Consider the following 21,271-nt stretch of genomic DNA (forward strand, 5'->3'; position numbering starts at 1 on the left):
GCCACCGCCTGCCCCATGAGGAACGAGCCTTTGAGGTTCACACGCAGCACCTCGTCGAAGTCGTCTTCGCTCACGGCCAGAAAATCGGCCGCCTTGAAAATGCCGGCGTTGTTCACGAGCACGTCGATGCGCCCGAAGGCTGCCACGGTCTTGGCCACCACCGCGTCCACGTCGAGCTTGTCACCCACATCGCAGTGCATGTAGGTGGCGCCGAGCTCGCGCGCCAGCGCGCTGCCGGGTGCGTTGGCCACATCGGCAATGACCAGGCTGGCGCCTTCGCGCGCGAAACGGCGCACGCAGGCTTCGCCAATGCCTTGTGCACCGCCGGTGACGATGACGACGCGGCCCTGGTGGCCGAAGTGAACGCTGGAGTTTGCAGATGGATGATTCATCCGGGCATGGTACGGCGGGATCTCGACGGCGCTGGTCAGAAAATGCTGCAGGTTGCCATGGCGCTTTCAACACGGGCGCGGGTCTGGGTGATGAGGTAGTCCAGAAACACCTCGGTGCGCCGCGGCATGAACTTGCGGCTGGGCAGGGCGGCGTACATCGTGAGCCGGTCGGTGATCCAGGGGTGGAGCACGCGCACCAGATCGCCGTTCTGGATCAACGGCGCGGCCAGTTCCACGGTGGTCGCGGTGATGCCGGCACCGTCGAGCGCGGCGTGCATCAGCGTGTCGGTGTGGTTGGCCCACAGCACCGGTTGCACCTCGATGTCCACGAAGCGGGTGTCGTCGGTTTCGTGCAGCAGGCGCCAGCCCCGGCTGCGTCCGGCGGCGGGCTTGTAGCGCAGGCAGTCGTGCTGGGCCAGGTCTTCGGGGCGCGTGGGGGTGCCCCGTCGCCGCAAGTACTCGGGCGAGGCCAACAGCACGGTGACGCTGGAGAGCACCTTGCGCGCGATGACGTTCGCATCGAACGACGCCTGGGTGCCGATGAGCGTGATGTCGTAGTCCTGGATCGGCGGCTCGCGGTGCGACTCCACTTCGATGTCGAGCAGGATCTTGGGGTAGGCCTGCCGGAAACCGCTCACCAGCGGCGCGAGCACGTGCGTGGCCAGCACCGGCGGGGCCAGCAGGCGCAGCACGCCCGCGAGGTCGCTGGTCTGCGAACTCACCAGCGCATGTGCTTCGTCCAGGTCTTGCAGGATCACGCGCACCCGCTCCAGGTAGCTCTCGCCCGCGTCGGTGAGCGAGACGCGCCGGGTGGTGCGGTGCAGCAGGCGCGTGCCCAGATGTTCCTCCAGGTCGGCCACCAGCCGCGTGACCACCGCAGGCGACATGTCCATGGCACGCCCGGCCGCCGCAAATCCCCCCTCGTCGATGACTTTCTGAAAAACACGCATCGAGGCCAGACGGTCCATGAAGAGGCTCCTTAAAGGGTTTTCCCGGATGAGAAAGACCTGATTATTGTTGAAATAGAAACACAGAAGTCATATGGACGCTGTTTTTCTTCGGGATCAGAAACTTTACAGTTCAACCCATCGATGCATGCAAACCCTCCGCAGAGGCATCGAAGCCGGCCAGACCGCACAACGGACCGACCGGCATGTTCAACCCTCCCAAAGGAAACTGTCATGAAAAACCGTCTGTCTGTTGTTGCCATCGCCCTCTCCACCCTCGTTGCAGGCCACGCCCTGGCAGCCGACCCGTCCGTGGCCAAAACCCGCGAACAGGTTCGCGCCGAGCTCGTCGAAGCGCAGCGCAACGGCACCGTGCTCGTCGACGGCGACCAGGGCCTGCGTGCCTACCCCACGACAGCGCGCCCAGCAGCACAAAAGACCGCTGAAAAGGCCGCTGAAAAGGCCGTCGTGGTGGGCAAGACCCGCGAAGACGTGTTGCAGGAGCTGCGCGATGCACGTGCCAACGGCACCCTGATTGCCAACAGCGAAACCGGCGAAACCTACCGTGACATCGATCCCCGCAGCTACCCTGCCGCCGACGTGGCACAGGGCAAGACCCGCGCCCAGGTGCTGGCCGAACTGGCCGAGGCCCGCCGCACGGGCGACCTGATCGCCAACAGCGAAACCGGCGCCAAGTACAACGAGATCTACCCGGGCCGCTACCCCACCCGTGGCACCGTGCAAGCGGTGAACCCCGTTGGTGATGTGCGTGCCGGTGCGGCTTCGTCCAAAGCGGCCGTGACGAACTGATCCTGCCGCTGGCAGTCTGAGAACGGCAACGCCCGGCTTCCTTCACAGGGAGCCGGGCGTTGTGCTGTGTTGCTGGCGTTGTCTGGTACAACCGGGCTCGCTTTCAGGAGCCTCACATGCACCCGTTTTACAAAGTCGAATTGTTCACCGACAGTGATGGTCGTGCCCGCTTCCGCGAGGAGGCCATCGTCCTCACCGAGGGCACGCCCGCAGCGCGTTTGTCGCCGGTGTTGCCCGCGAACGGCTTGCAGTTGCGCCAGAGCCCGGTGGGCTTTCGCAGCGATTTCCATTGCACCGCCTCGCCGCAGTGGCTGTTTGTGCTGAGTGGCCAGATGGAGATCGGGTTGCAGGACGGCAGTTCGCGGACCTTTGGCCCGGGCGAGCACTTCTATTCGGCCGACACCTTGCCGGCGGGCGCCACATTTGACGCACGCGTGCACGGGCACTGGAGCCGGCAGGTGGGCGACGAGCCGCTGGTGACCGCTTTCGTGAAGGTCTGAAGCTCACACCCCATCGGGCAGGCGCAGCCGGAGCAAGGCGCGCACAAAGCCGTGGTCGCTGCGGCCGCGGTCCCGGCCTTCGAAGAGGTGGTCGTTGAACACCTCCACGCGGCGCACATCACCGATGGCGCCTCGGCTGCTGGCCACGAACTCTTCGCTCACCAGCACCTGGTCGAGCACCTCGGGGTAGCCCTGGTGGATGTGGGAATAGGCCACGTCGCGGCGCAACGCGGCTTCACCCTGCACATCCCAGGCGCTGAACAGCGCGTTGTCGCGTGCGCCTTTGTCATAGGCCACCTGCGAGGTGGCCGCAATCAGCTGGGTGGTCACGCTGTGCGGGCTGTCGTTGAGGTCGCCCATGAGCACCAGCGGCAGGCGCGTGCGGTGCAGCAGCTCCACCACCTTCAGCCGCAGCGCCAGCGCTTCGGCGGCCCGCATGACGAGCGAGCGCAGGGAGCCCAGTGCCTGCACGGCCGGGTCGTCGGTGTCTTCTGTGGTCTTGCCGCTGGCGTCTTCCAGGTACTTGGGGCGTTTGCTCTTGAGGTGCGCGGTGATCACGCACACCGGCTGGCCGTGCTTCATGCGCAGTGTGGCCACCAGCGGCGGGCGCTCGAACCGGGTGTGGGCACCCAGGCCGGGCACCTGCACCACCGCAGCGGCAGGGAAGTCGACGATGGACTCGACCGATTCCAGTTTCAGGCGCGTGACGATGCCCACGCGCGGCGTGCCTTGGGCACCAACTTGTCCGGGCCCGTTCTCGGCACCCGGCACCACCACCGAGCTGTACTGCAGGCCGCTGCGCGCCACGGCCGCGCGCAGGGCCAGCTCGTCCCACACCTCCTGCACCGCGATCACGTCGGCGTTGAGCGCCTTGAACCGGTTGCCCAGCCAGTCCACCTTGCGATCGAATTCGGTCTGGCTGTAGGGGTCCTGGCCATCGTAGAAATGGCGTCCCGGTTGTGCCAGGTTGAGCACGTTGCAGGTGGCCACCATGAGGGTGGCCCAACGTGGCGACGCCCCGTTGCCGATGAAGGCAGACGGGGCGTCGGGTGTGGGGAGCGTGCGGTCGTTGGGCATGACCGCACTGTAGTTCAGCGATCCGTTCAGCGGATCCGGCCGTAGTTGGTGCGCAATGGGTCGGCATTGCCGCCACCACCACCACCACCGCCGCCGCGTGGGCCACCCCGGCCGCCGCCGCCACCGCCGCCGCCCTTGCCACCGCGGTTGCCGGTGCGCATGGCGTCGATGCTGGTGCGCAGCGGATCGGGCTGGCCGCCCGGGTTGGCTGCGCGTGGGCGCGGTTCCTTGATGCGCAGGCTGCCCAGGTGGGCGTTCGGGCCGGGCTGGCGCTCGGCGCCGGGTTCGCGGTCTTCACGCGGGCCACGGTCTTCGCGCGGTGCGCGATCCATGCGGTCGCCGCGATCGGCTTGTTGGCGCGGTGGGCGTGGACCCTGGCCACCACCGTTGCGTGGGCCGTTGTTGCTGCGTGGTTGGCCGTTGCCGCCACCACCGTTGGCACGTTGACCACCACCGTTGCCACCGCCGCCACGGCGGCCTTCACCGCGTGGGCCGTCGATCTGGGCGCCGTCACCGGCCGGGCGCTGACGCTGGCCACCGCCACCGTTGCCGCGGGCCTGCTGGGGCTCACCGGCTTTTTTCTCGCGCACGCGCTGCATCATTTCCGTGCGCGCGGCCTTGGCGGCCGCGGCCATCACGTCGCGGCTCGGCGGCTTGCCGGCGCCGCCCCAGATGGTCTGGCGGCCCATGGCGATGGGTTCGGCGCGTTCGCCCTCTTCGGGCATGAACTCCTGGAAGATCTGCACCGGGATCTGCTGCTTGGTGAACTGCTCGATCGCCATCATGAAGCCTTCTTCGTCCAGGCTCACGAGGTTGACGGCTTCACCGCCGTTGCCCGCGCGGCCGGTGCGGCCGATGCGGTGCACGTAGTCTTCGCTGACGTTCGGGATTTCGTAGTTCACCACGTGCGGCAGCTCGTCGATGTCGATGCCGCGTGCCGCGATGTCGGTGGCCACCAGGGCGCGGATGTCGCCGCTCTTGAAGCCGGCCAGCGCCTGGGTGCGGGCACCCTGGCTCTTGTTGCCGTGCAGCGCCATGGCCTGGATGCCGTTTTTCGTGAGGAACTCGGCCACGTTGTTGGCGCCGAACTTGGTGCGGGTGAACACCAGCACCTGGCTCCAGTTGTGCTGGTTGATGATGTGCACCAGCAGGGCTTTTTTCTTGCCACGGCCCACCGGGTGGATCACCTGGGTGATGCGCTGCACCGTGGTGTTGCGCGGGGTCACCTGGATGTGCAGCGGGTCCTTGAGCAGGTTGCTCGCGAGGTCGCGGATCTCGTCGCTGAAGGTGGCGGAGAACAGCAGGCTCTGCTTTTCTTTCGGCACCAGCGCCAGGATCTTCTTCACGTCGTGGATGAAGCCCATGTCGAGCATGCGGTCGGCTTCGTCCAGCACCAGCATCTGCACGCCGGAGAGGTCGAGGAAACCTTGCTGCTGCAGGTCCAGCAGGCGGCCGGGGGTGGCCACCAGCACGTCGACGCCGCGCTTCATGGCGTTGATCTGCGGGTTCATGCCCACGCCGCCGAAGACGACGGTGGAGGTGAGCGTCAGGTGCTTGCCGTAGGTGCGCACCGACTCTTCCACTTGCGCCGCGAGCTCGCGGGTGGGGGTGAGCACCAGGGCGCGGATGGCCACGCCGCCGAAGCGGTTCTTGGCGCGTTCGCCGTCGGCGAGGCGTTGCAGCAGGGGCAGGGTGAAGGCAGCGGTCTTGCCGGTGCCCGTCTGGGCGCCACCGAGCAGGTCGCGCCCGGCCAGCACGGCGGGAATCGCCTCGGCCTGGATGGGGGTGGGGGTTTCGTAGCCATGCTCACGCACGGCTTGCACGATGGCCGGGGCCAGTTTCAGATCGTCAAAGGTCATTTTTTTGGAGGCGCCCGTCCAGGGCGCTGGGGGCATCGGCCACTCCGTGAGTCGCTTCGGTGTTGGAAGCGGCACCCGGCCAGTCTGGGGCAGATGGATTCAGGGGTTTGGTGCCACCGTGGTTGGCGAGCACCCCAGCGAAGGGCTGGTGTTGAGCCAACTGAAGTGCCCAACGAGCCGTATTGTCGCATGCTGGGATAATCCGGGGTTGCGCGGCCGTCCTGGCTGCAGATTCTTCAGGCACACAGCAATGGCTCAATACGTCTTTTCCATGAACAAGGTCGGCAAAATCGTGCCGCCCAAGCGTCAGATCCTCAAGGACATTTCGCTCTCCTTCTTCCCCGGCGCCAAGATCGGCGTGCTCGGCACCAACGGTTCGGGCAAGTCCACGCTGCTGAAGATCATGGCCGGCATCGACAAGGAAATCGAAGGCGAAGCCATCCCGATGCCGGGCATCCGCATCGGATACCTGCCGCAGGAGCCACAGCTCGATCCCGAGCAGAGCGTGCGCGAAGCGGTGGAGAACAGCATGAGCGGCGTGCGCGCAGCGCAAAAACGCCTGGAAGAGGTGTACGCCGCTTACGCGGAGGAAGACGCGGACTTTGACGCGCTGGCCGCCGAACAGGCGCAGCTTGAAGCCGTCATCTCCACCTCGGGTACCGACGGTGAGCACCAGCTCGAAATCGCGGCCGACGCGCTGCGCCTGCCCCCATGGGACGCGAAAGTCGGCGTGCTCTCCGGTGGTGAAAAGCGCCGCGTGGCGCTGTGCTGCATGCTGCTGTCCAAGCCCGACATGCTGCTGCTCGACGAACCCACCAACCACCTGGACGCCGAATCGGTGGACTGGCTGGAGCAGTTCCTGCAGCGCTTCTCGGGCACCGTGGTGGCCATCACCCACGACCGTTACTTCCTGGACAACGCCGCCGAGTGGATTTTGGAACTCGACCGTGGCCACGGCATCCCCTACAAGGGCAACTACTCTACCTGGCTGGAGCAAAAAGAAGCCCGCCTGGAGCAGGAGCAGCGCACCGAAGACGCCCGCACCAAGGCCATGAAGAAGGAGCTGGAGTGGGTGCGCCAGAACCCCAAGGGCCGCCAGGCCAAGAGCAAGGCGCGCCTGGCGCGCTTCGAGGAACTGAGCGACGTCGACTACCAGAAGCGCAACGAGACCAACGAGATCTTCATTCCCGTGGCCGAGCGCCTGGGCAACGAGGTGTTCGAGTTCAAGAACGTCAGCAAGAGCTTCGGCGACCGCCTGCTGATCGACAACCTGAGCTTCCAGATCCCGGCGGGCGCCATCGTCGGCATCATCGGCCCCAACGGCGCGGGCAAGTCCACGCTGTTCAAGCTGATCTCCGGCAAGGAACAACCCGACAGCGGCGAAGTGAAGATCGGCCAGACCGTGCGCATGGCCGTGGTGGACCAGAGCCGCGATGGCCTGGCCGGCGAGAAGACCGTGTGGGAAGACATCTCCGGCGGTCTGGACATGATCACCGTGGGCAAGTTCCAGATGCCCAGCCGCGCTTACTGCGGCCGTTTCAACTTCTCCGGTGGCGACCAGCAAAAGCGCGTGGGCAGCCTCTCGGGCGGTGAACGCGGTCGCCTGCACCTGGCCAAGACCCTGGCCGAAGGCGGCAACGTGTTGCTGCTGGACGAACCCTCGAACGACCTGGACGTGGAAACCCTGCGCGCGCTGGAAGACGCGCTGCTCGAATTCGCCGGCTGTGCGCTGGTCATCAGCCACGATCGCTGGTTCCTGGACCGCATCGCCACCCACATCCTGGCCGCCGAGGGCGACAGCCAGTGGGTGTTCTTCAACGGCAACTACCAGGAGTACGAAGCCGACAAGAAGAAGCGTCTGGGTGAAGAGGGCGCCAAGCCCAAGCGCATGCGCTTCAAAGCGTTGAAGTGATGCAGGACGTCGAAGCCGCCACGCGCCACTGGCTGGAGAAGGCCGTCATCGGTCTGAACCTGTGTCCGTTTGCGCGGGCGGTGTATGCGAAGAACCAGGTGCGCATCGTCGTCAGCCAGGCGCGCCATCTGGATGCGTTTCTGGACGACCTCGACCGCGAACTCGCGCTGCTGGTGAACACGCCGGCCGATGAGATCGACACCACGCTGCTGGTGCACGCCACGCTGTTCCCCGACTTCGAGGTCTTCAACGACTTCCTGAATGTGGTGGACGACGTGGTGGCCGAGCACGAGCTCGACGGTGTGATCCAGGTGGCACCGTTTCACCCGTTGTTCCAGTTCGAGGGCACCGAGCCCGACGATGTGACCAACTGCACCAACCGCGCGCCGTTCCCCACACTGCACCTGCTGCGCGAAGACAGCGTGGAGCGCGCGGTGGCCACCGAGGGTGGTGATGCCGACGCGATCGTCGAACGCAACCTGCAGACCTTGCGCGATCTGGGTGCCGATGGGTGGCGCGCCCTCATGTCTAAAGCCTGAACAGCCGGGACATCCGGTTTCTTTTTCCGGTTGTGTGGGGGGGGAGGGGTGGTCACAATGGTCCAACCGATCAAACTTGGACGCTTTACCGAAGGAACCCGCCCGCATGGATGCCCATCTCCAGGCCTTTGACGCCTGCCTCAAGGAGGCGCTCGCGCAAACACGCGAGTGGGTGCCCCGCTGGCTGGACAGGTTGCATGGCGACCTGAAGGAGAAAGAGCTGTCGGCCCGGCAACTGGGCGACAAGCAGGTGTTTGTCGAGGCGCGAACCGCCCTCGAATCCCACCGCGACCTGATCGCCACCCGGTTTCTGGCCGCGCTGGGCGACTCGGTGGGCAACGCCTTGCCCGGCTCCGATGCGCAGCCGCGTCGGGCGCAGTCGGTGAGCTTTGACGAACTGGAGCTCATGGGGGATGACCAGGTACAGGAGACAGTCGAGCTCGCCCGCGTGCAGCAGATCGTCAACATGACGGTGGACCACGAGATCGTCGAGCTCACCGCCCGCCTGTGCACCGCACAGGGCATGCACAGCGTCAACGCCGACGCCAACCCGTTGCGTGCCGACGTGGTGGTGGCTGCCCTGACCAAGTCCCTCAAGGGGCTGAACGTGGCTCCTGCCGTGCGTTCGCGGTGGATGCAGACCGGTGCCATTTCACTGGGCAACGAACTTCAAGCGCTCTACACCCACCTCAGCGCCCTGCTGGAGCGCATGGGTGTGGCGGCGGCTGGTTACAACGTGATCCAGGCGCCCCACGCCCGCGCCACATCCGATGCCGCCCCGGGCCGGCGGACCGGTGGCGCACCCGAGGAGACCGGTCTGGGCGCCGATGCGCTGCTCACGCTCGACCACCTTCACCAGTTGCTGGTGGGCAACCTGGAGCAGCCGGGCGCCGATGCGCAGCGAGAGCCGGGCACGGCGGGCACCGGCAACGCCATGGTGCGCACCCTGGCCAGCGAGGTGGTCTCGCTCATGCTCAAGCAGATCGCGGCCGACGAACGTTTGCTTCGACCGGTGCGCGAAATGCTGCAGGACATGAAGCCTGCGCTGCTGCAAGTGGCGCGCACCGAGCCCCGCTTTTTCGCCGACCGGCAGAACCCGGCGCGCCGCCTCCTGGACGCCATCACCGAACACAGCCTGGCCTACACCAACGAGCAGGACCGGGGCTACGCAGCGTTCTCGCGCCAGGTGCGCAACATCATCGACACCCTGCAGAAACCCGGACCCGACCTCGCCGATCGTTTCCCAGGTCTGCTGCAGCACTTCAACCGCTCCCAGACCGAGGCCATGGCGCCCGAGCAGGTGCAGGCGCGCGGCCTGGCCGTGAAGACCCTGGTGCGGGTGGAGCAGCGCAACCTGCTGGCCGAACGGGTGGCCGCCGAATTCCGCTCCCGCAACGATTTCTCCCGCTCGCCCGGCGTGGTGCGGCGCTTTCTCACCGGCCCCTGGGCGCAGGTGGTGGCGCAGGCGCGTCTGGAACTGGCCAACGCCACCGGACTGAGCACCTCGGAGATGCCGGCGATGCGTTACACCGACATCCTGCCGGACCTGCTCTGGTCGAGCCAGCTGGCGCTGGCCAGCCTGAACCGCCCGCGCCTGGTGAAAATCATTCCCGGCGTCTTGCGCACCTTGCGCGAGGGGCTGGACTCGATCGACTACCCGAGAGAACAGGCGGAAGCTTTCTTCCAGGCCTTGATGGGTCTGCACGAAGCCGCCTACAAGACCCAGCGCGCCGAGTTGCCTCAAGATTCACCGCCCAGCCAGCAGGGCGACATCGAGCTGGAGCCGTGGATGCAGCCCGCCGAAGCGCGCGACACGGGTTTTCTGGACGACATTGCGCTCGAGTCTCAGCCGGACACCCAGCCATCGTTTGTCGACACCCAACCCCTGCAGCGCGACTGGGTCGACCTCAAGGCGGAGCTGGTGGCGCAGCCGCCGTCCCAGCTCAGTGTCGGCACCTGGGTGGACATGTGGCAGGACGGTCAGGCCGTTCGTTGTCAGATCAGCTGGGCCAGCCCGCACGGCACGCTGTTCCTTTTCGCCGGCCCGCATGGCCGTTCGCTGTCCATGACCCGCCGGGGCCTGGACCGTTTGATCGAGCAGGACAAGCTGCGGGTGGTGGCGGACCACGGCGTGGTCAATGAAGCACTCGACGAAGTGACGAGACAAGCCTGGCTGAACAGCATCAAGGCGTCTGGCATCTGAGACCCCACGCTCCACCGCTGCGCGCCCGACGTCAAGACGTCAAACCTTCCTCAGCAGCTTCTTCCTCACCAGGTGGATGTTGTTGCGCAGTGCGTAGAGCTCGTCGGTGTACGACAACGGCACCACCACCTTCTCCACCTTCGATTCCATGGCGTCGAGCTGTTCGACCAGGTCGGCGGCTTGGCCGGCGTCGGCTTCGAAACGCTGTTCCACGTCGCGCAGTTCGGCGTACCAGCGGAACACCCGCTTGCGGATGCGGAAGGTGTAGAGCGGGGGCACGATGCGCGAGAGCGGCAGCGCCAGCGCCAGGATCAGGCCCATCGCCAGCCACATGCGCTCGATCAGGTTGGCCAGCCAGAACGGCAGGTAGCGCTGCAGGAAGGGCGCGCCGTTCTGGATCGCGCGCGAGGCTTCGGGCGAGATCGGCACCTCGCTGTGTTCCAGGCTGGGGTATTCGCGTGCCTTGCTGAACCAGCCCGACCCCCCATGCAGATTCGTGGCGGTTTGCGCAAAGAGCTGCAGGATGGCGGGGTGGGTGTCGCTGTGCGCCAGCAGGCTGGTGGTGGAGGCCACCAGCCGCATGTCGCGGGTGGGGATGTTGCGCGCCAGGTCCACCACGCCTTGGGGCATCACCACCGGTGTGAGGTAGCCAAAGCGCCGGGAATACGCCTCGCTCTGCGCAAAGTCGAGCAGCTTCACGCCCGGGGTTTGCAGCAGCATCTGCACCATCAGCGACTCGGGCGCGGAGGCGAACACCACGGCGTCGAGCTCGCCGTTCAAAAAGGCCACGGTCGCCGGGGTTTGTTCCAGCTCGCTCAGGCGCAGCTGTTTCGGGTCCACCCGGTTCACGTCCAGCAAGGTGGAAAACAGGCGCGGCACGCCGCTGCCTGCGGTGCCCACGTTGACGCGCCAGCCGTTGAGCTCGGCCAGGTTGTTCACCGTGGGTGACTTGCGCAGGCGCCTGGCCGACTCTTCACGGTAGAAAAGCCACAGCGGCTCCACGAACAGGCTGCCCAGCGAGGTGATGCTGTCTTCCTCGTCGTAGCCGATGTCGGCCGTGCCGCCTTGCACAAAACCCAGATCGGCCCGGCCGGTGCGCAGCAGTTCCAGGTTGGCCGAGGAGCCTTCGGACGACAGCAACTCCACCGTGATGCCGTAGCGCGCCAGCGACTCGGCGTAGCGCTTGCCGAACTCGGCGTAGGCGCTCTGGTCGGGGCCGGTGGCCAGCACCACCTTCTTGGGCGGGTTGGGGTCGAGCCACCAGTAGGCCAGGCCCAGCAGGGCCACGGTGAGCAGGGCGAAGGGGCCGAATGACATGACCATCTCGCGCAGCGAGATGAGCGTGTAGCGCAGGGTTTGGGGCATGGCGGAACCTTAGCACGGCCCCTTGCAACCACCTGTTTCCGCGTGCCTTCGCGGCGGCTTCTCAGGGTGCCGCTTCGATGCTCGTCACGGTGTACGCGCCGTTGACCTGCACGGCGGTGAAGCGCACCTTGTCGCCGGCCTTCACCTTGCCCAGCAGGGCCGGGTCGCTCACCTGAAACACCATGGTCATGGGCGGCATGTCCAGGTTTTTGATCTCGCCGTGTTTGAGCGAGATCTTGCCGGCGGCGGTGTCCACCTTGCGCACCTCGCCCTCGGCCATGGGCGGCGCCTCTGCGGCGGTGCCGGTGCGCTTGAAGCCCGCCGTGTTGCCGGCGTAGTGCTGGTACACCCGGCCGGTGCCGTCGGGCTGCACCAGCACCACGTCGTAGGCGTCGCGGCGCTCGCCGTACACCGGGCCGTCCATGCCGGGGCTGCCCACCGGCATGCCCGGCACGGCCAGACCGAGGGCCTTGGGTTTCTCAGTCAGCAAGCGGCGGATCTCGCGCGCGTTCACATGGCCTTCGATCACATAGCCACCGATCAGGCCGGTGTGGCAGGAGCCGAATTGGTCGGGCAGACCGAGGCGCTTGCGCACCGCCGCGTTGCCGGTGTCGAACACCTGAACCTGGAAGCCGTCGGCCTGCAGGTACTTCACCCAGTCCTGGCAGCAGCCGCAGTTGGGGTCCTTCCAGACCTGCAGCACCGGCAGGGCGGCGGGCGTTTGTGCCCAGGCGGGCAGGGTTGCAGCGGCGGCAAAGGCGGCGGCTGCGCTGATGAGGGAACGTCGTTGCATGGTGGTCTCCAGTGGAATCAAGCTTTGGGGGCGACGCGGATGGTGCCGCGCATGCCGGCCTCAAAATGGCCGGCGATCAGGCAGGCGAATTCGAAGTCGCCCGGGCGGTTGAAGGTCCAGACGATGTCGCCGCGTTGGCCGGCCGGCACGTGCGCCATGTAGGGCTCTTCATGCTCCATGTTGGGAAACTTCTTCATCATCTCGGCGTGGGCCTTGAGCTCGTCGCCGGTGCCGATCACGATCTCGTGCAGCACCCGACCCACGTTGATGGCGCGGATGCGCAGCGTGTCGCCCTCGCGCACGTCGATGTGGTTCGGGCTCATCTTCATGTCGTCGCTCATGCGGATGTCGACCGTGCGGCGGACGCGGGCCGGTTCGCCGGCGATGCCCCACGGTTTCTGCTCTTTCACCACCGGGCCGGCGGTCTTGCCGTGTTGTTCGCCGTGGGCAAAGGCGCGCGGCAAGGCCAGCACCAGGGGCAGTGCGAGCAGGCTGCGTCGTGACTTGAGGTTCATGCTTTTTCTCCGGGAATGGGTTCAGTGGTTGCCGTGGCCGCCCGCGGGCTTGCGCACGGTGGCCGCGGGTGGGGTTGTCGCGGTGGGCGCGGCCGGTCGGGTGGCGGTGGGTGCTGCGCCGGTGTCCACCAGCCGCGCCTGCGTGCCCGGGGGCATCTTGTAGACACCGGGGTCGGTGTAGTCGCCCGCCTTCTGGTCGGCGCGCACCTTCAGCGTGGTGAACATGCCGCCCATCTCGATGGGGCCGTAGGGGCCGGTGCCGGTCATCATGGGGAAGGTGTTGGCGGGCAGCTCCATCTGCATCTCGCCCATGTCGGCCATGCCGCGCTCGCCCATCACCATGTAGTCGGGCACGGCGCGCTGCAGCGGCTTGACCAGGCCCCGGTGGTCCACGCCGATCATGGTGGGCACGCCGTGGCCCATGGCGCCCATGGTGTGGTGGCTCTTGTGGCAGTGCATGGCCCAGTCGCCCGGTTCGTCGGCGATGAATTCGAGCTGGCGCATCTGGCCCACGGCCACGTCGGTCGTCACCTCCGGCCAGCGCGAGCCTTTGGGCGTGGGCCCGCCGTCGGTGCCGCTCACTTCAAACTCGATGCCGTGGATGTGGATCGGGTGGTTGGTCATGGTGAGGTTGCCCACGCGCACGCGCACCCGCTCGCCCAGCCGCGCCACCAGCGGCGTGATGCCGGGGAACACGCGGCTGTTCCAGCTCCAGATGTTCTGGTCGAGCATGGTGTTGACCTGCGGCGTCATGCTGCCGGGCTCCACGTCGAAGGCGTTGAGCAGGAAGCAGTAGTCGCGCTGCACGTCTTCAATCAGCGGGTGCTTCGCCTTCGGGTGCGTGACCCAGAAGCCCATCATGCCCATGGCCATCTGCGTCATTTCGTCGGCGTGCGGGTGGTACATGAAGGTGCCGGGGCGGCGCGCCGTGAACTCGTAGACGAAGGTCTTGCCCACCGGAATCTGCGGCTGGTTCAGGCCGCCCACGCCGTCCATGCCGTTGGGCAGGCGCTGGCCGTGCCAGTGGATGGTGGTGTGCTCGGGCAAGCGGTTGGTCACGTAAATGCGCACCCGATCGCCCTCGACCACCTCGATGGTCGGGCCCGGGCTCTGGCCGTTGTAGCCCCACATGTTGACCATGAAGCCCGGCGCCATTTCGCGCACCACCGGTTCGGCCACGAGGTGGAACTCCTTCACCCCGGCGTTCATGCGCCAGGGTGCGGTCCAGCCGTTGAGCGTGACCACCGGGTTGTAGGGGCGGCCCGCGCCGGTGACACCGGGCGGTGTCCAGGGCGGTGCGGTGTCGGCCGAGGTTTGCTGCACCGGTTCGGGAATGGCGGCCAGGGCCACGCGGCTCACGCTGCTGGCGGCCACAGCGCCCACGGCAGCGCCGGTGAGCCAGTTTCTGCGGTTCATCGTTTTGTTCATGTCAGTGTCCTGCCGGGGCTTGGGCGGCGCTGGCGCCGGCGGTTGAAGAGGTGTCGGGGCCGGCGTACTCGGCGCCGGCCAGCAGGGCTTGCCAGTCGGCTTGCGCGCGCCAGTAGTCGCGGCGCGCCTGCACGGCGGTGTCGAGCGACTGCATGCGTTCGCGCGCGCTGGCCAGCAGCTCCCAGCTGCTTTGCAGCATGCCGTTGTAGCGCAGCAGGGTTTCCTGCTCCAGCGCGGCCTGCAGCTGAGCCACCACGGCTTGCGCGTGCTGGGCGCTGGCATGACGCAACTGGAGTTGCGCCCAGGCCTGACGCGCCATGGAGCGGCGCTCACCGGCTGCGCGCAGCAGTCCAGCCTCGGCGCGGGTGGCCCGCGCCAGCGGGTGGTCGCGCAGCAGCGAGAGGTTGCCGATGTGCGGTGGGGTGGCGGTGGTGGTCGGGTCGGGCATGGCCGAGAGTGCGGCCTCGGCCGCTGCGGTCCACACCTGTCGGCGATCGGCACTGACCGCGCCGAGCTCGCGCTGTGCTTCGACGCGTTGCAGCGCGAGCAGCGGATCGGCGCGCAGCACCGCCGCTTCCAGCGTGGCGTCGGTGAGGCCTGCGCCAGGGGTCGGGCGTGTCGGCACGGCGGGCAGGCTCGCGGGCAGGCGCTCGCCCAGTTGCGCGACCGCGTTGGCTTCCCACAGGCCGAGCAGTTGCGCCAGGCGCTCCAGCGCGGACAGGGCTTCGCCTTGCGCATTCACGTTCATCTGCCACGCGCTGGCCTCGGTGAGCTGCTCGCGCATGAGTTTGGCCTGGCTCCAGTTGCCCGCCACCACCATGCGCCGGCCCAGTTCGCTGCCCGTGCGGGTGGCTTCCCACAACTCGCTCATCTGGCGTGCGCTCTGGCGTGCGCTCACCGCGTCGACCCAGGCGCGCTGCACATCGCGCACGTGCCGGGCGTAGGCGACCTGCACGGCACCGGCCTCCAGCGCGTTCATGTCGGCGTGGGTGAACAGCTCGGGCCGCTGGCGCAGCGAGAGGCGCAGGGCTTGCGCCAGGTCCAGCGGTGCCGGTTGGGTGCCGGTGGGCGCAGGGGCTGCCTCGCCGGGATTCTTCGATTCCCAGCGCAGCAGGTCGATGTGGCCGCGCGGGAATTCGGCCACGCGCTCGTTGGCGCGTTGCCAGATCTCGCGTGCGCGGGCGATGTCGGCCGGGCGCTCGAGCGCGTCGACCGAGCCGGTGGGGGGCAGCACCAGCGGGGCCGATGCTGTTGCAGGGGTCGCCGGATCGGCGGCCTGGACCGCGTTCGATGTTTGTGCCTGTGCCGGCCAGCAAACCGCCGCCAGCGCGATGCTCAAGGCCGCAGCGCGACCGGGACTGCTCTTCAAAGGCGGTGTCCACCGCCGAAAAACCATCATGGGAATCTCCTGAAATCACGGACCAGCGCCCGCCGCGGTGCCCTCGTGGGCCTGCTGCGGACGCACCTGTGGTGTGTGAAGTCAGGAAATGGGTGGCTTGATGCCCCGCTGGGCCTCGCTGCTGGCGAAACGCTCGACCACCGCCGCGAGCTGGGCATGGCCGGGCGGGGGTGTCTGCAACTCTGCCAGTCGCATGGCCAGCGCGGGCACGTTGCAGACATCGCAGGCACTGTGCTGGTGATCTGCGCTGTCTTGAGCCGCTGAGGCGTGCTCGTCGCAGGCGCACTGGGCGTGCGACTCACCGTGGTCTGCGCCGTGATCCCCGCTGTGTGTGCCCATCGCCATGGAGGCATGCGCCGGCTGGAACAGCATGTCCACCGCCATGGCGTCGCCCACCCAGCCGCGCAGGGGCAGCAGGGCGATCATGAGGACGAGGAACCAATGGCGCATGGGGGTGGATGATACGGATAGACGGGTTTTGGTTCCATCACCGCCGTCCCATACCGGCACGTCACGCAGGGCAATGCAGCACCAGCGCCTGCAACGGCCTGGTCAGTCCGGGGTCGGTCACCACAAAGGCCACCCGCTGAACAGAGCGGGCGGGCAGCGTGAGTTGGGCACCGCCACCCTGTGCGGCCTTCCAGGCCGGTACCGGCTGGTACAGGCTGACCACGTGGTCGTGGCGCAGATCTTCGCCCGCGTTTTCACCGCGCGTGACCTTGCTCAACAGCCCATCTTGCAGCACCGCCCAGTAGCCAGCCAGTTCACCGGCCGGTGCGCTCCCTGGCGTGGCCGCCACTTGCGCGGTGACCACGTCGCCCTGGCGGCTCAACCGCAAGGCCGGCGCGGTCGCAGCGGGCAACCCGCTCAGGTCGACGGCCCGTTGGCCGTGCCAGCCCCGGTGGTCACGGCCATTGAGGACCACCTGTGGCGTGTACACATGCTTGGCGCCGAGCGCTTCCTTCAGCAGGTACTGGCGGGCGGTGGTCTCCCGGGTGGCGAACGGATCGCGCCAGCCCAGGTGGTTCCAGTAGTTCACATGGAACGAAAGCGCCAGCACATTGTCTGGCGACTTGAGGGTGGAGAGCCATCGGTCCGCCGGTGGGCAGGAGCTGCAGCCCTCGGAGGTGTAGAGCTCCACCACGGCCGGTGGCTGGGGACCGGAGCGAACCTCGCAGGTCTGGGCGAGCGCCGAACCGACCACAGCCAGGGTGCTGGCGCAGACAACGAAGCGGGGCAGGGTGGTGGGCATGGCCATCTCCAGGTGGGGGAATGGCGGTTCGTCGGCCACAGGGCCGTGGGCTTACAGGCCAGCCGACCGGAGGCGGGCGGCTTCAGCGCAGGTCGGGTGCCACACCGAAGCGCACAGGCTGCGCCCGGGGCGCGGACAGTGGCCCGGCGGTGGCCGCGAGGGAGGCCACGGTCGGTGGCAGCACCATGCCGCGTTGCTGCATCACGGTGCGCAGGCGGTCCGGGTAGTCGGTGATCAGGCCGTCCACGCCCCAGTCGATGAGGCGGGCCATGTCGCTGGCTTCGTTCACCGTCCATGGGATCACGCGCAGGTTCAGGGCGCGCGCGCGCGCCAGCGTGGCCTGGCTCAGGTCGTTGAAGTGCGGCGACCAGAGCTTGCCGCCCGCCGCTGCAACCATGGCCGGTGCGTCTTCGAAACCCGCCAGCTTCAGACCGCCGGTCCAGTCCCCGTCGCTCAGGGTGTTGAAGCGATCCAGTTGGGCTGAAAGAAACGACAGTGGCACACCCGGAGCCAGGGTCTGGCTGGCCTTGAGCACGCGCCAGTCGAAGCTCTGCAGCGTCGTGCGCGAGGCCATGCCCTGGTGGTTGATGACGGCCACGACGGCGCGCACGAACGCCTCGGACTCGGGCGACTCGTCGGGGCGGCGGGGGTGCGTCTTGAGTTCGATGTTGAAACGCACATGGCCCGCCCCCAGCCGCTTGACCCGCTCGAACACGGACGCCAGCGTCGGAATGCGTTCGCCGTCCACCGGGGCCTGGTGCGCGAAGTCGCGTGCGTAGCGGCTGGACGGGTTGATGCGGCCCACATCGAGACTCGCGATTTCGTCCAGGCTGAGCTGGTTGAAGGGCTTGCCGCGCGCCTGCAGCCACCGGCCGCTGGCGTCGCGCGTGATGTCGGGGTTGGGCGTGGTGTCGTGCGAGACCACCGGCACACCCTCGGCGCTGAGAATCACGTCGAACTCCAGCGTCGTCACACCGATGGCCAGGGCCTGCTCGATGCCGGCCAGCGTGTTCTCGGGCGCCAGACCGCGCGCACCGCGGTGGCCTTGCGCATCAAAGGCCAGCGCAGCACCGGCGCACCAGACCGACAAACCGAGTGCGGTGGTGCAACTCCAGCGCAGCCACGACAGGCGTTGAACGGTGAACGGGGGTTGCGCGGACATGGGGCCTCCTTGAAAACCCGCGCATTGTGTCAGCGCCGCATGACCCTCACAAGTCAAAAACCTTCACTTGAAAAGAAGCGTTACGAATCAATGGCCGAGGATCTTGGAGAGGAAGTCCCGGCTGCGTTCGCTCTGCGGGTTGTTGAAGAACTCGTCAGGGGTGTTCTGCTCCACGATCTGACCCTGGTCCATGAAGATCACGCGGTCGGCCACGGCCTTGGCAAAGCCCATTTCGTGGGTCACGCAGATCATGGTGATGCCCTGGTTGGCCAGCTCCACCATCACGTCGAGCACTTCCTTGATCATCTCCGGGTCGAGCGCCGAGGTGGGCTCGTCGAACAGCATGATCTTGGGCGTGAGGCACAGCGCGCGCGCAATCGCCACCCGCTGTTGCTGGCCGCCGGAGAGTTGCAGCGGGTACTTGCCCGCCTGCTCGGCGATGCGCACGCGCTGCAGCTGCAGCATGGCTTTTTCTTCGGCCTCCTTCTTGGGCATCTTGCCCACCCACATGGGCGAGAGCGTGAGGTTTTCCAGCACGGTGAGGTGCGGGAACAGGTTGAACTGCTGGAACACCATGCCCACGTTTTTGCGCACCTGGTCGATGGCCTTGATGTCGTCGGTGAGTTCGATGCCGTCCACGAACAGGTGGCCTTGCTGGTGTTCTTCAAGCCGGTTGATGCAGCGGATCAGCGTGGACTTGCCCGAGCCCGAGGGGCCGCAGATCACGATGCGCTCGCCTCTGGCCACGTCCAGGTCGATGTCGCGCAGCACATGGAAGTCGTTGCCGTACCACTTGTTGACCTTGTCGAAGCGGATGATGGGGTCTGACATGTTGTTGTTCCTTCAGCGGGCCTTGCTGGCGCTCAGTTGCTTCTCGACCCACAGGCTGTAGCGGGACATGGCGAAGCAGAAGATGAAATAGACGACCGTGATGAACAGGTAGGCCTCGATCTTGAAAGGCCGCCAGTTCACGTCGGAGTTCAGTGCCAGCGACAAGGCGCCGGTGAGCTCGTACATCGAGACGATGGTCACCAGCGAGGTGTCTTTGAAGATCGAGATGAAGTTGTTCATGATGCTGGGCACGACCATGGCCAGCGCCTGCGGCAGCACGATCTTGCGCTGCGTCTGCCAGTAGCTCAGGCCCAGCGTGTCGGCCGCCTCCAGCTGCCCCCTCGGGATGGCCTGCAGCCCGCCGCGAACGATCTCGGCCATGTAGGCCGCCGCGAACAGCGTGATGCCCACCACGACACGCACCAGCACGTCGATGCTCACGCCCTGCGGCATGAACAGCGGAAACATGAACGACGCCATGAACAGCACCGAGATCAGCGGCACGCCGCGGACGAGTTCGATGTAGACGATGCAGGCCGAGCGGATCGCCGGAAGGTGGCTGCGCCGGCCCAGCGCCACCGCAATCGACAAGGGAAACGCCAGAAAGATGGACACCGTGGCCAGCAGCACGGTCAGCGGCAGGCCGCCCCAGAGGTCGGTTCGAACGCGGGACAGTCCGAACACGCCGCCCCCCATGAGCACGAAGAACACCGCCAGGACCGACATCCACACCAGCGCCAGCCAGGGTTTCCAGAACGCGCGGATGCAGCTCACCACCAGTGCGGCCAGCATCATGCTGGTGGCCAGCACCGGGCGCCAGTGTTCCTCGAAGGGGAACCGGCCGAGCAGGATGAGCCGGTACTTTTCGGTCACCACGCCCCAGCACGCCCCGACACCGCGCATGTTCTGACAGGCCTGTGCGTCGGCGCTGAAGACGGCATTGCCCAGACCCCAGCTGTAGAGACGGGGCAGGAGGTAGATGGCCAGCCCCAGCAGGAACACCGAGGTGATGCTGCTTCGCAGATCGCCGAACAGGTGGGTGCGCACCCAGGGCACGGCCCCACGGGTGCGCACGGGCGAAGGGCGTGCAGCGATGGGCACGAAGTGCTGGGTCATCGATCAGCGCTCCGGGATGGCCATGCGCTTGTTGTACGCGTTCATGAACAACGACGTGGACAGCGACGTGGTCAGGTAGACCAGCATGATGATGGCGACGCACTCCACTGCTCGGCCGCTCTGGTTGAGCGTGGTGTTGGCGATCGAGACCACGTCGGGGTAACCCACCGCCACCGCCAGCGATGAGTTTTTGGTGAGATTGAGGTACTGGTTGGTCAGCGGTGGAACGATCACGCGCATCGCCTGTGGCAGCACCACCAGCTTCATGGTCTGGCGAGGGGCCAGACCCAGCGCGGCAGATGCTTCCTTCTGTCCCAGGCTCACGGACTGGATGCCGCCGCGCACCACCTCGGCCACAAATGCCGCGGTGTAGAAGGTCAGGCTGATCAGCACGGCCATGAACTCGGGCGAGACGCGGCCACCGCCTTCGATCATGAAGCGGCCGGCCTCGGGAATCGCCCATTGCGTGGGCATGCCGCCGGCCAGCCAGCCGGCAACCACACCAACGAGAACGATGCCCAGCATGGGCCAGCCGGGCTTGAGCAAGCGGCCCGTTTTCTTGAATGCACCCAAGGCCCATCGGCGCCAGAGCCAGGCCAGCAGCACGCCCGCCACCAGACCGATCAGCACCATGAGGTAGCCCGTGCCCTGCAGCGGGCGGGGGAATGCGAAACCATCCTTGCTCAGATAAAACAGGTCGGCCAGGTTCCAGGCCTCCCCGGGCGCTGGCAGCACCTCGACGAACAACAGGTACCACATCAGCATCTGCAGCAGGATGGGCACGTTGCGAAACAGCTCCACGTAGCTGTAGCACAGGCCGCGCACCAGCGCGTTGCGCGAAAAGCGGCCCACGCCCAGCAGCACGCCCAGCACGGTGGTGAGCACGATGCCGATGAGGGCCACGCGCAGCGTGTTGAGCACGCCGACCCAGATCGCCTTGCCGTAGGACTCGCTGGGGCTGAAGCTGATGAGGGTCTCGCCGATGTCGAAACCCGCCGAGGCGCCCAGAAAATCAAAACCGCTCTGGATGCCGCGGATGCGCATGTTCTCCTGCGTGTTGTGCGCCAGAAACCACACACCCAGGCCGATCAGGACGATGGCCAGCGCCTGGTACACCAGGCCACGCGTGGCGCGGCTGCGCCACGACCAGGAGGCTCTTTTCCGTGCCACG

20 protein-coding genes and 1 pseudogene are annotated in these 21,271 nt (G+C 66.9%); 5 read left to right on the top strand and 16 right to left on the bottom strand.

The genetic code is table 11. The annotated features are described in order from the left end of the window. Together Q1W68_RS11915 and Q1W68_RS11920 are read right to left on the bottom strand one after the other, a co-directional pair. Positions 1–392: SDR family NAD(P)-dependent oxidoreductase (locus Q1W68_RS11915; protein WP_300716826.1), on the bottom strand; the 392-nt coding region annotated here is incomplete at its 3' end. Positions 393–427: 35 nt separating this feature from the next. After that, positions 428–1,360 carry a LysR family transcriptional regulator gene (locus Q1W68_RS11920; RefSeq protein WP_300716828.1) on the bottom strand — a complete coding sequence of 311 codons (933 nt, stop codon included), beginning with the start codon at positions 1,358–1,360 and terminating at the stop codon, positions 428–430. Positions 1,361–1,573: 213 nt separating this feature from the next. Between Q1W68_RS11920 and Q1W68_RS11925 the strand changes: the two genes are divergently transcribed. Further along, the gene (locus Q1W68_RS11925) at positions 1,574–2,149 is read left to right on the top strand and encodes a DUF4148 domain-containing protein (protein ID WP_300655264.1); all 576 of its coding nucleotides are present in this window, start codon (positions 1,574–1,576) and stop codon (positions 2,147–2,149) included. A 116-nt stretch (positions 2,150–2,265) separates the two neighbouring features. After that, positions 2,266–2,649, top strand: coding sequence for a hypothetical protein (locus tag Q1W68_RS11930; RefSeq protein ID WP_300655265.1), 384 nt, complete (start codon positions 2,266–2,268; stop codon positions 2,647–2,649). Positions 2,650–2,652: 3 nt separating this feature from the next. Here Q1W68_RS11930 and Q1W68_RS11935 read toward each other — a convergent pair whose 3' ends face one another. Beyond that, on the bottom strand, positions 2,653–3,642 hold the full coding sequence (locus tag Q1W68_RS11935; protein ID WP_300655319.1) for an endonuclease/exonuclease/phosphatase family protein: 990 nt from the start codon (positions 3,640–3,642) through the stop codon (positions 2,653–2,655). 110 nt (positions 3,643–3,752) lie between these two features. After that, complete coding sequence (locus tag Q1W68_RS11940; protein ID WP_300716850.1) at positions 3,753–5,585, bottom strand: DEAD/DEAH box helicase; 1,833 nt, start codon at positions 5,583–5,585, stop codon at positions 3,753–3,755. Positions 5,586–5,835: 250 nt separating this feature from the next. Between Q1W68_RS11940 and ettA the strand changes: the two genes are divergently transcribed. The 3 genes from ettA (at position 5,836) to Q1W68_RS11955 (ending at position 10,239) form a co-directional block, all read left to right on the top strand. Beyond that, complete coding sequence (gene ettA, locus Q1W68_RS11945) at positions 5,836–7,497, top strand: energy-dependent translational throttle protein EttA (protein WP_300716830.1); 1,662 nt, start codon at positions 5,836–5,838, stop codon at positions 7,495–7,497. Then, the gene (locus tag Q1W68_RS11950) at positions 7,497–8,036 is read left to right on the top strand and encodes a DUF1415 domain-containing protein (protein ID WP_300655267.1); all 540 of its coding nucleotides are present in this window, start codon (positions 7,497–7,499) and stop codon (positions 8,034–8,036) included. The genes ettA and Q1W68_RS11950 overlap by 1 nt, the downstream gene beginning before the upstream one ends. A gap of 106 nt (positions 8,037–8,142) precedes the next feature. Continuing rightward, complete coding sequence (locus Q1W68_RS11955) at positions 8,143–10,239, top strand: DUF1631 family protein (RefSeq protein WP_300655268.1); 2,097 nt, start codon at positions 8,143–8,145, stop codon at positions 10,237–10,239. 39 nt (positions 10,240–10,278) lie between these two features. Here the strand turns inward: Q1W68_RS11955 and Q1W68_RS11960 are convergent, their stop codons facing one another. The 12 genes and pseudogenes from Q1W68_RS11960 to Q1W68_RS12015 form a co-directional block, all read right to left on the bottom strand. After that, a complete protein-coding gene (locus Q1W68_RS11960; RefSeq protein WP_300716832.1) occupies positions 10,279–11,604 on the bottom strand; it encodes a TAXI family TRAP transporter solute-binding subunit in 1,326 nt (441 codons plus the stop codon). 61 nt (positions 11,605–11,665) lie between these two features. Beyond that, a complete protein-coding gene (locus Q1W68_RS11965; RefSeq protein ID WP_300658429.1) occupies positions 11,666–11,884 on the bottom strand; it encodes a copper-binding protein in 219 nt (72 codons plus the stop codon). A gap of 54 nt (positions 11,885–11,938) precedes the next feature. Continuing rightward, positions 11,939–12,397: pseudogene (locus Q1W68_RS11970) on the bottom strand (DUF411 domain-containing protein); the annotation flags it as partial. A 17-nt stretch (positions 12,398–12,414) separates the two neighbouring features. After that, a complete protein-coding gene (locus Q1W68_RS11975) occupies positions 12,415–12,912 on the bottom strand; it encodes a cupredoxin family protein (RefSeq protein ID WP_300658417.1) in 498 nt (165 codons plus the stop codon). Positions 12,913–12,933: 21 nt separating this feature from the next. Then, positions 12,934–14,328, bottom strand: coding sequence for a copper oxidase (locus Q1W68_RS11980; RefSeq protein ID WP_300658427.1), 1,395 nt, complete (start codon positions 14,326–14,328; stop codon positions 12,934–12,936). Between the two features lie 13 nt (positions 14,329–14,341). Then, complete coding sequence (locus Q1W68_RS11985; RefSeq protein WP_300655276.1) at positions 14,342–15,739, bottom strand: hypothetical protein; 1,398 nt, start codon at positions 15,737–15,739, stop codon at positions 14,342–14,344. Positions 15,740–15,820: 81 nt separating this feature from the next. Continuing rightward, the gene (locus Q1W68_RS11990) at positions 15,821–16,189 is read right to left on the bottom strand and encodes a hypothetical protein (protein WP_300655279.1); all 369 of its coding nucleotides are present in this window, start codon (positions 16,187–16,189) and stop codon (positions 15,821–15,823) included. Positions 16,190–16,250: 61 nt separating this feature from the next. Next, entirely contained in the window at positions 16,251–16,991 is a 741-nt protein-coding gene (locus Q1W68_RS11995; RefSeq protein ID WP_300655282.1) for a thioredoxin family protein, read from the bottom strand. A gap of 82 nt (positions 16,992–17,073) precedes the next feature. Next, positions 17,074–18,153, bottom strand: coding sequence for a glycerophosphodiester phosphodiesterase (locus tag Q1W68_RS12000; protein WP_300655285.1), 1,080 nt, complete (start codon positions 18,151–18,153; stop codon positions 17,074–17,076). Between the two features lie 87 nt (positions 18,154–18,240). Beyond that, on the bottom strand, positions 18,241–18,984 hold the full coding sequence (locus Q1W68_RS12005; protein WP_300716834.1) for an amino acid ABC transporter ATP-binding protein: 744 nt from the start codon (positions 18,982–18,984) through the stop codon (positions 18,241–18,243). Between the two features lie 12 nt (positions 18,985–18,996). Then, positions 18,997–20,100 carry an amino acid ABC transporter permease gene (locus Q1W68_RS12010; protein ID WP_300716836.1) on the bottom strand — a complete coding sequence of 368 codons (1,104 nt, stop codon included), beginning with the start codon at positions 20,098–20,100 and terminating at the stop codon, positions 18,997–18,999. Between the two features lie 3 nt (positions 20,101–20,103). Beyond that, positions 20,104–21,270: an ABC transporter permease subunit gene (locus tag Q1W68_RS12015; RefSeq protein WP_300655291.1), complete on the bottom strand. Its 1,167-nt coding sequence runs from the start codon at positions 21,268–21,270 to the stop codon at positions 20,104–20,106. Position 21,271 lies beyond the last annotated feature (1 nt).

The sequence above is a fragment of the Hydrogenophaga sp. genome, assembly GCF_030158645.1.
In the GTDB taxonomy this organism is placed as follows: domain Bacteria; phylum Pseudomonadota; class Gammaproteobacteria; order Burkholderiales; family Burkholderiaceae_C; genus Hydrogenophaga.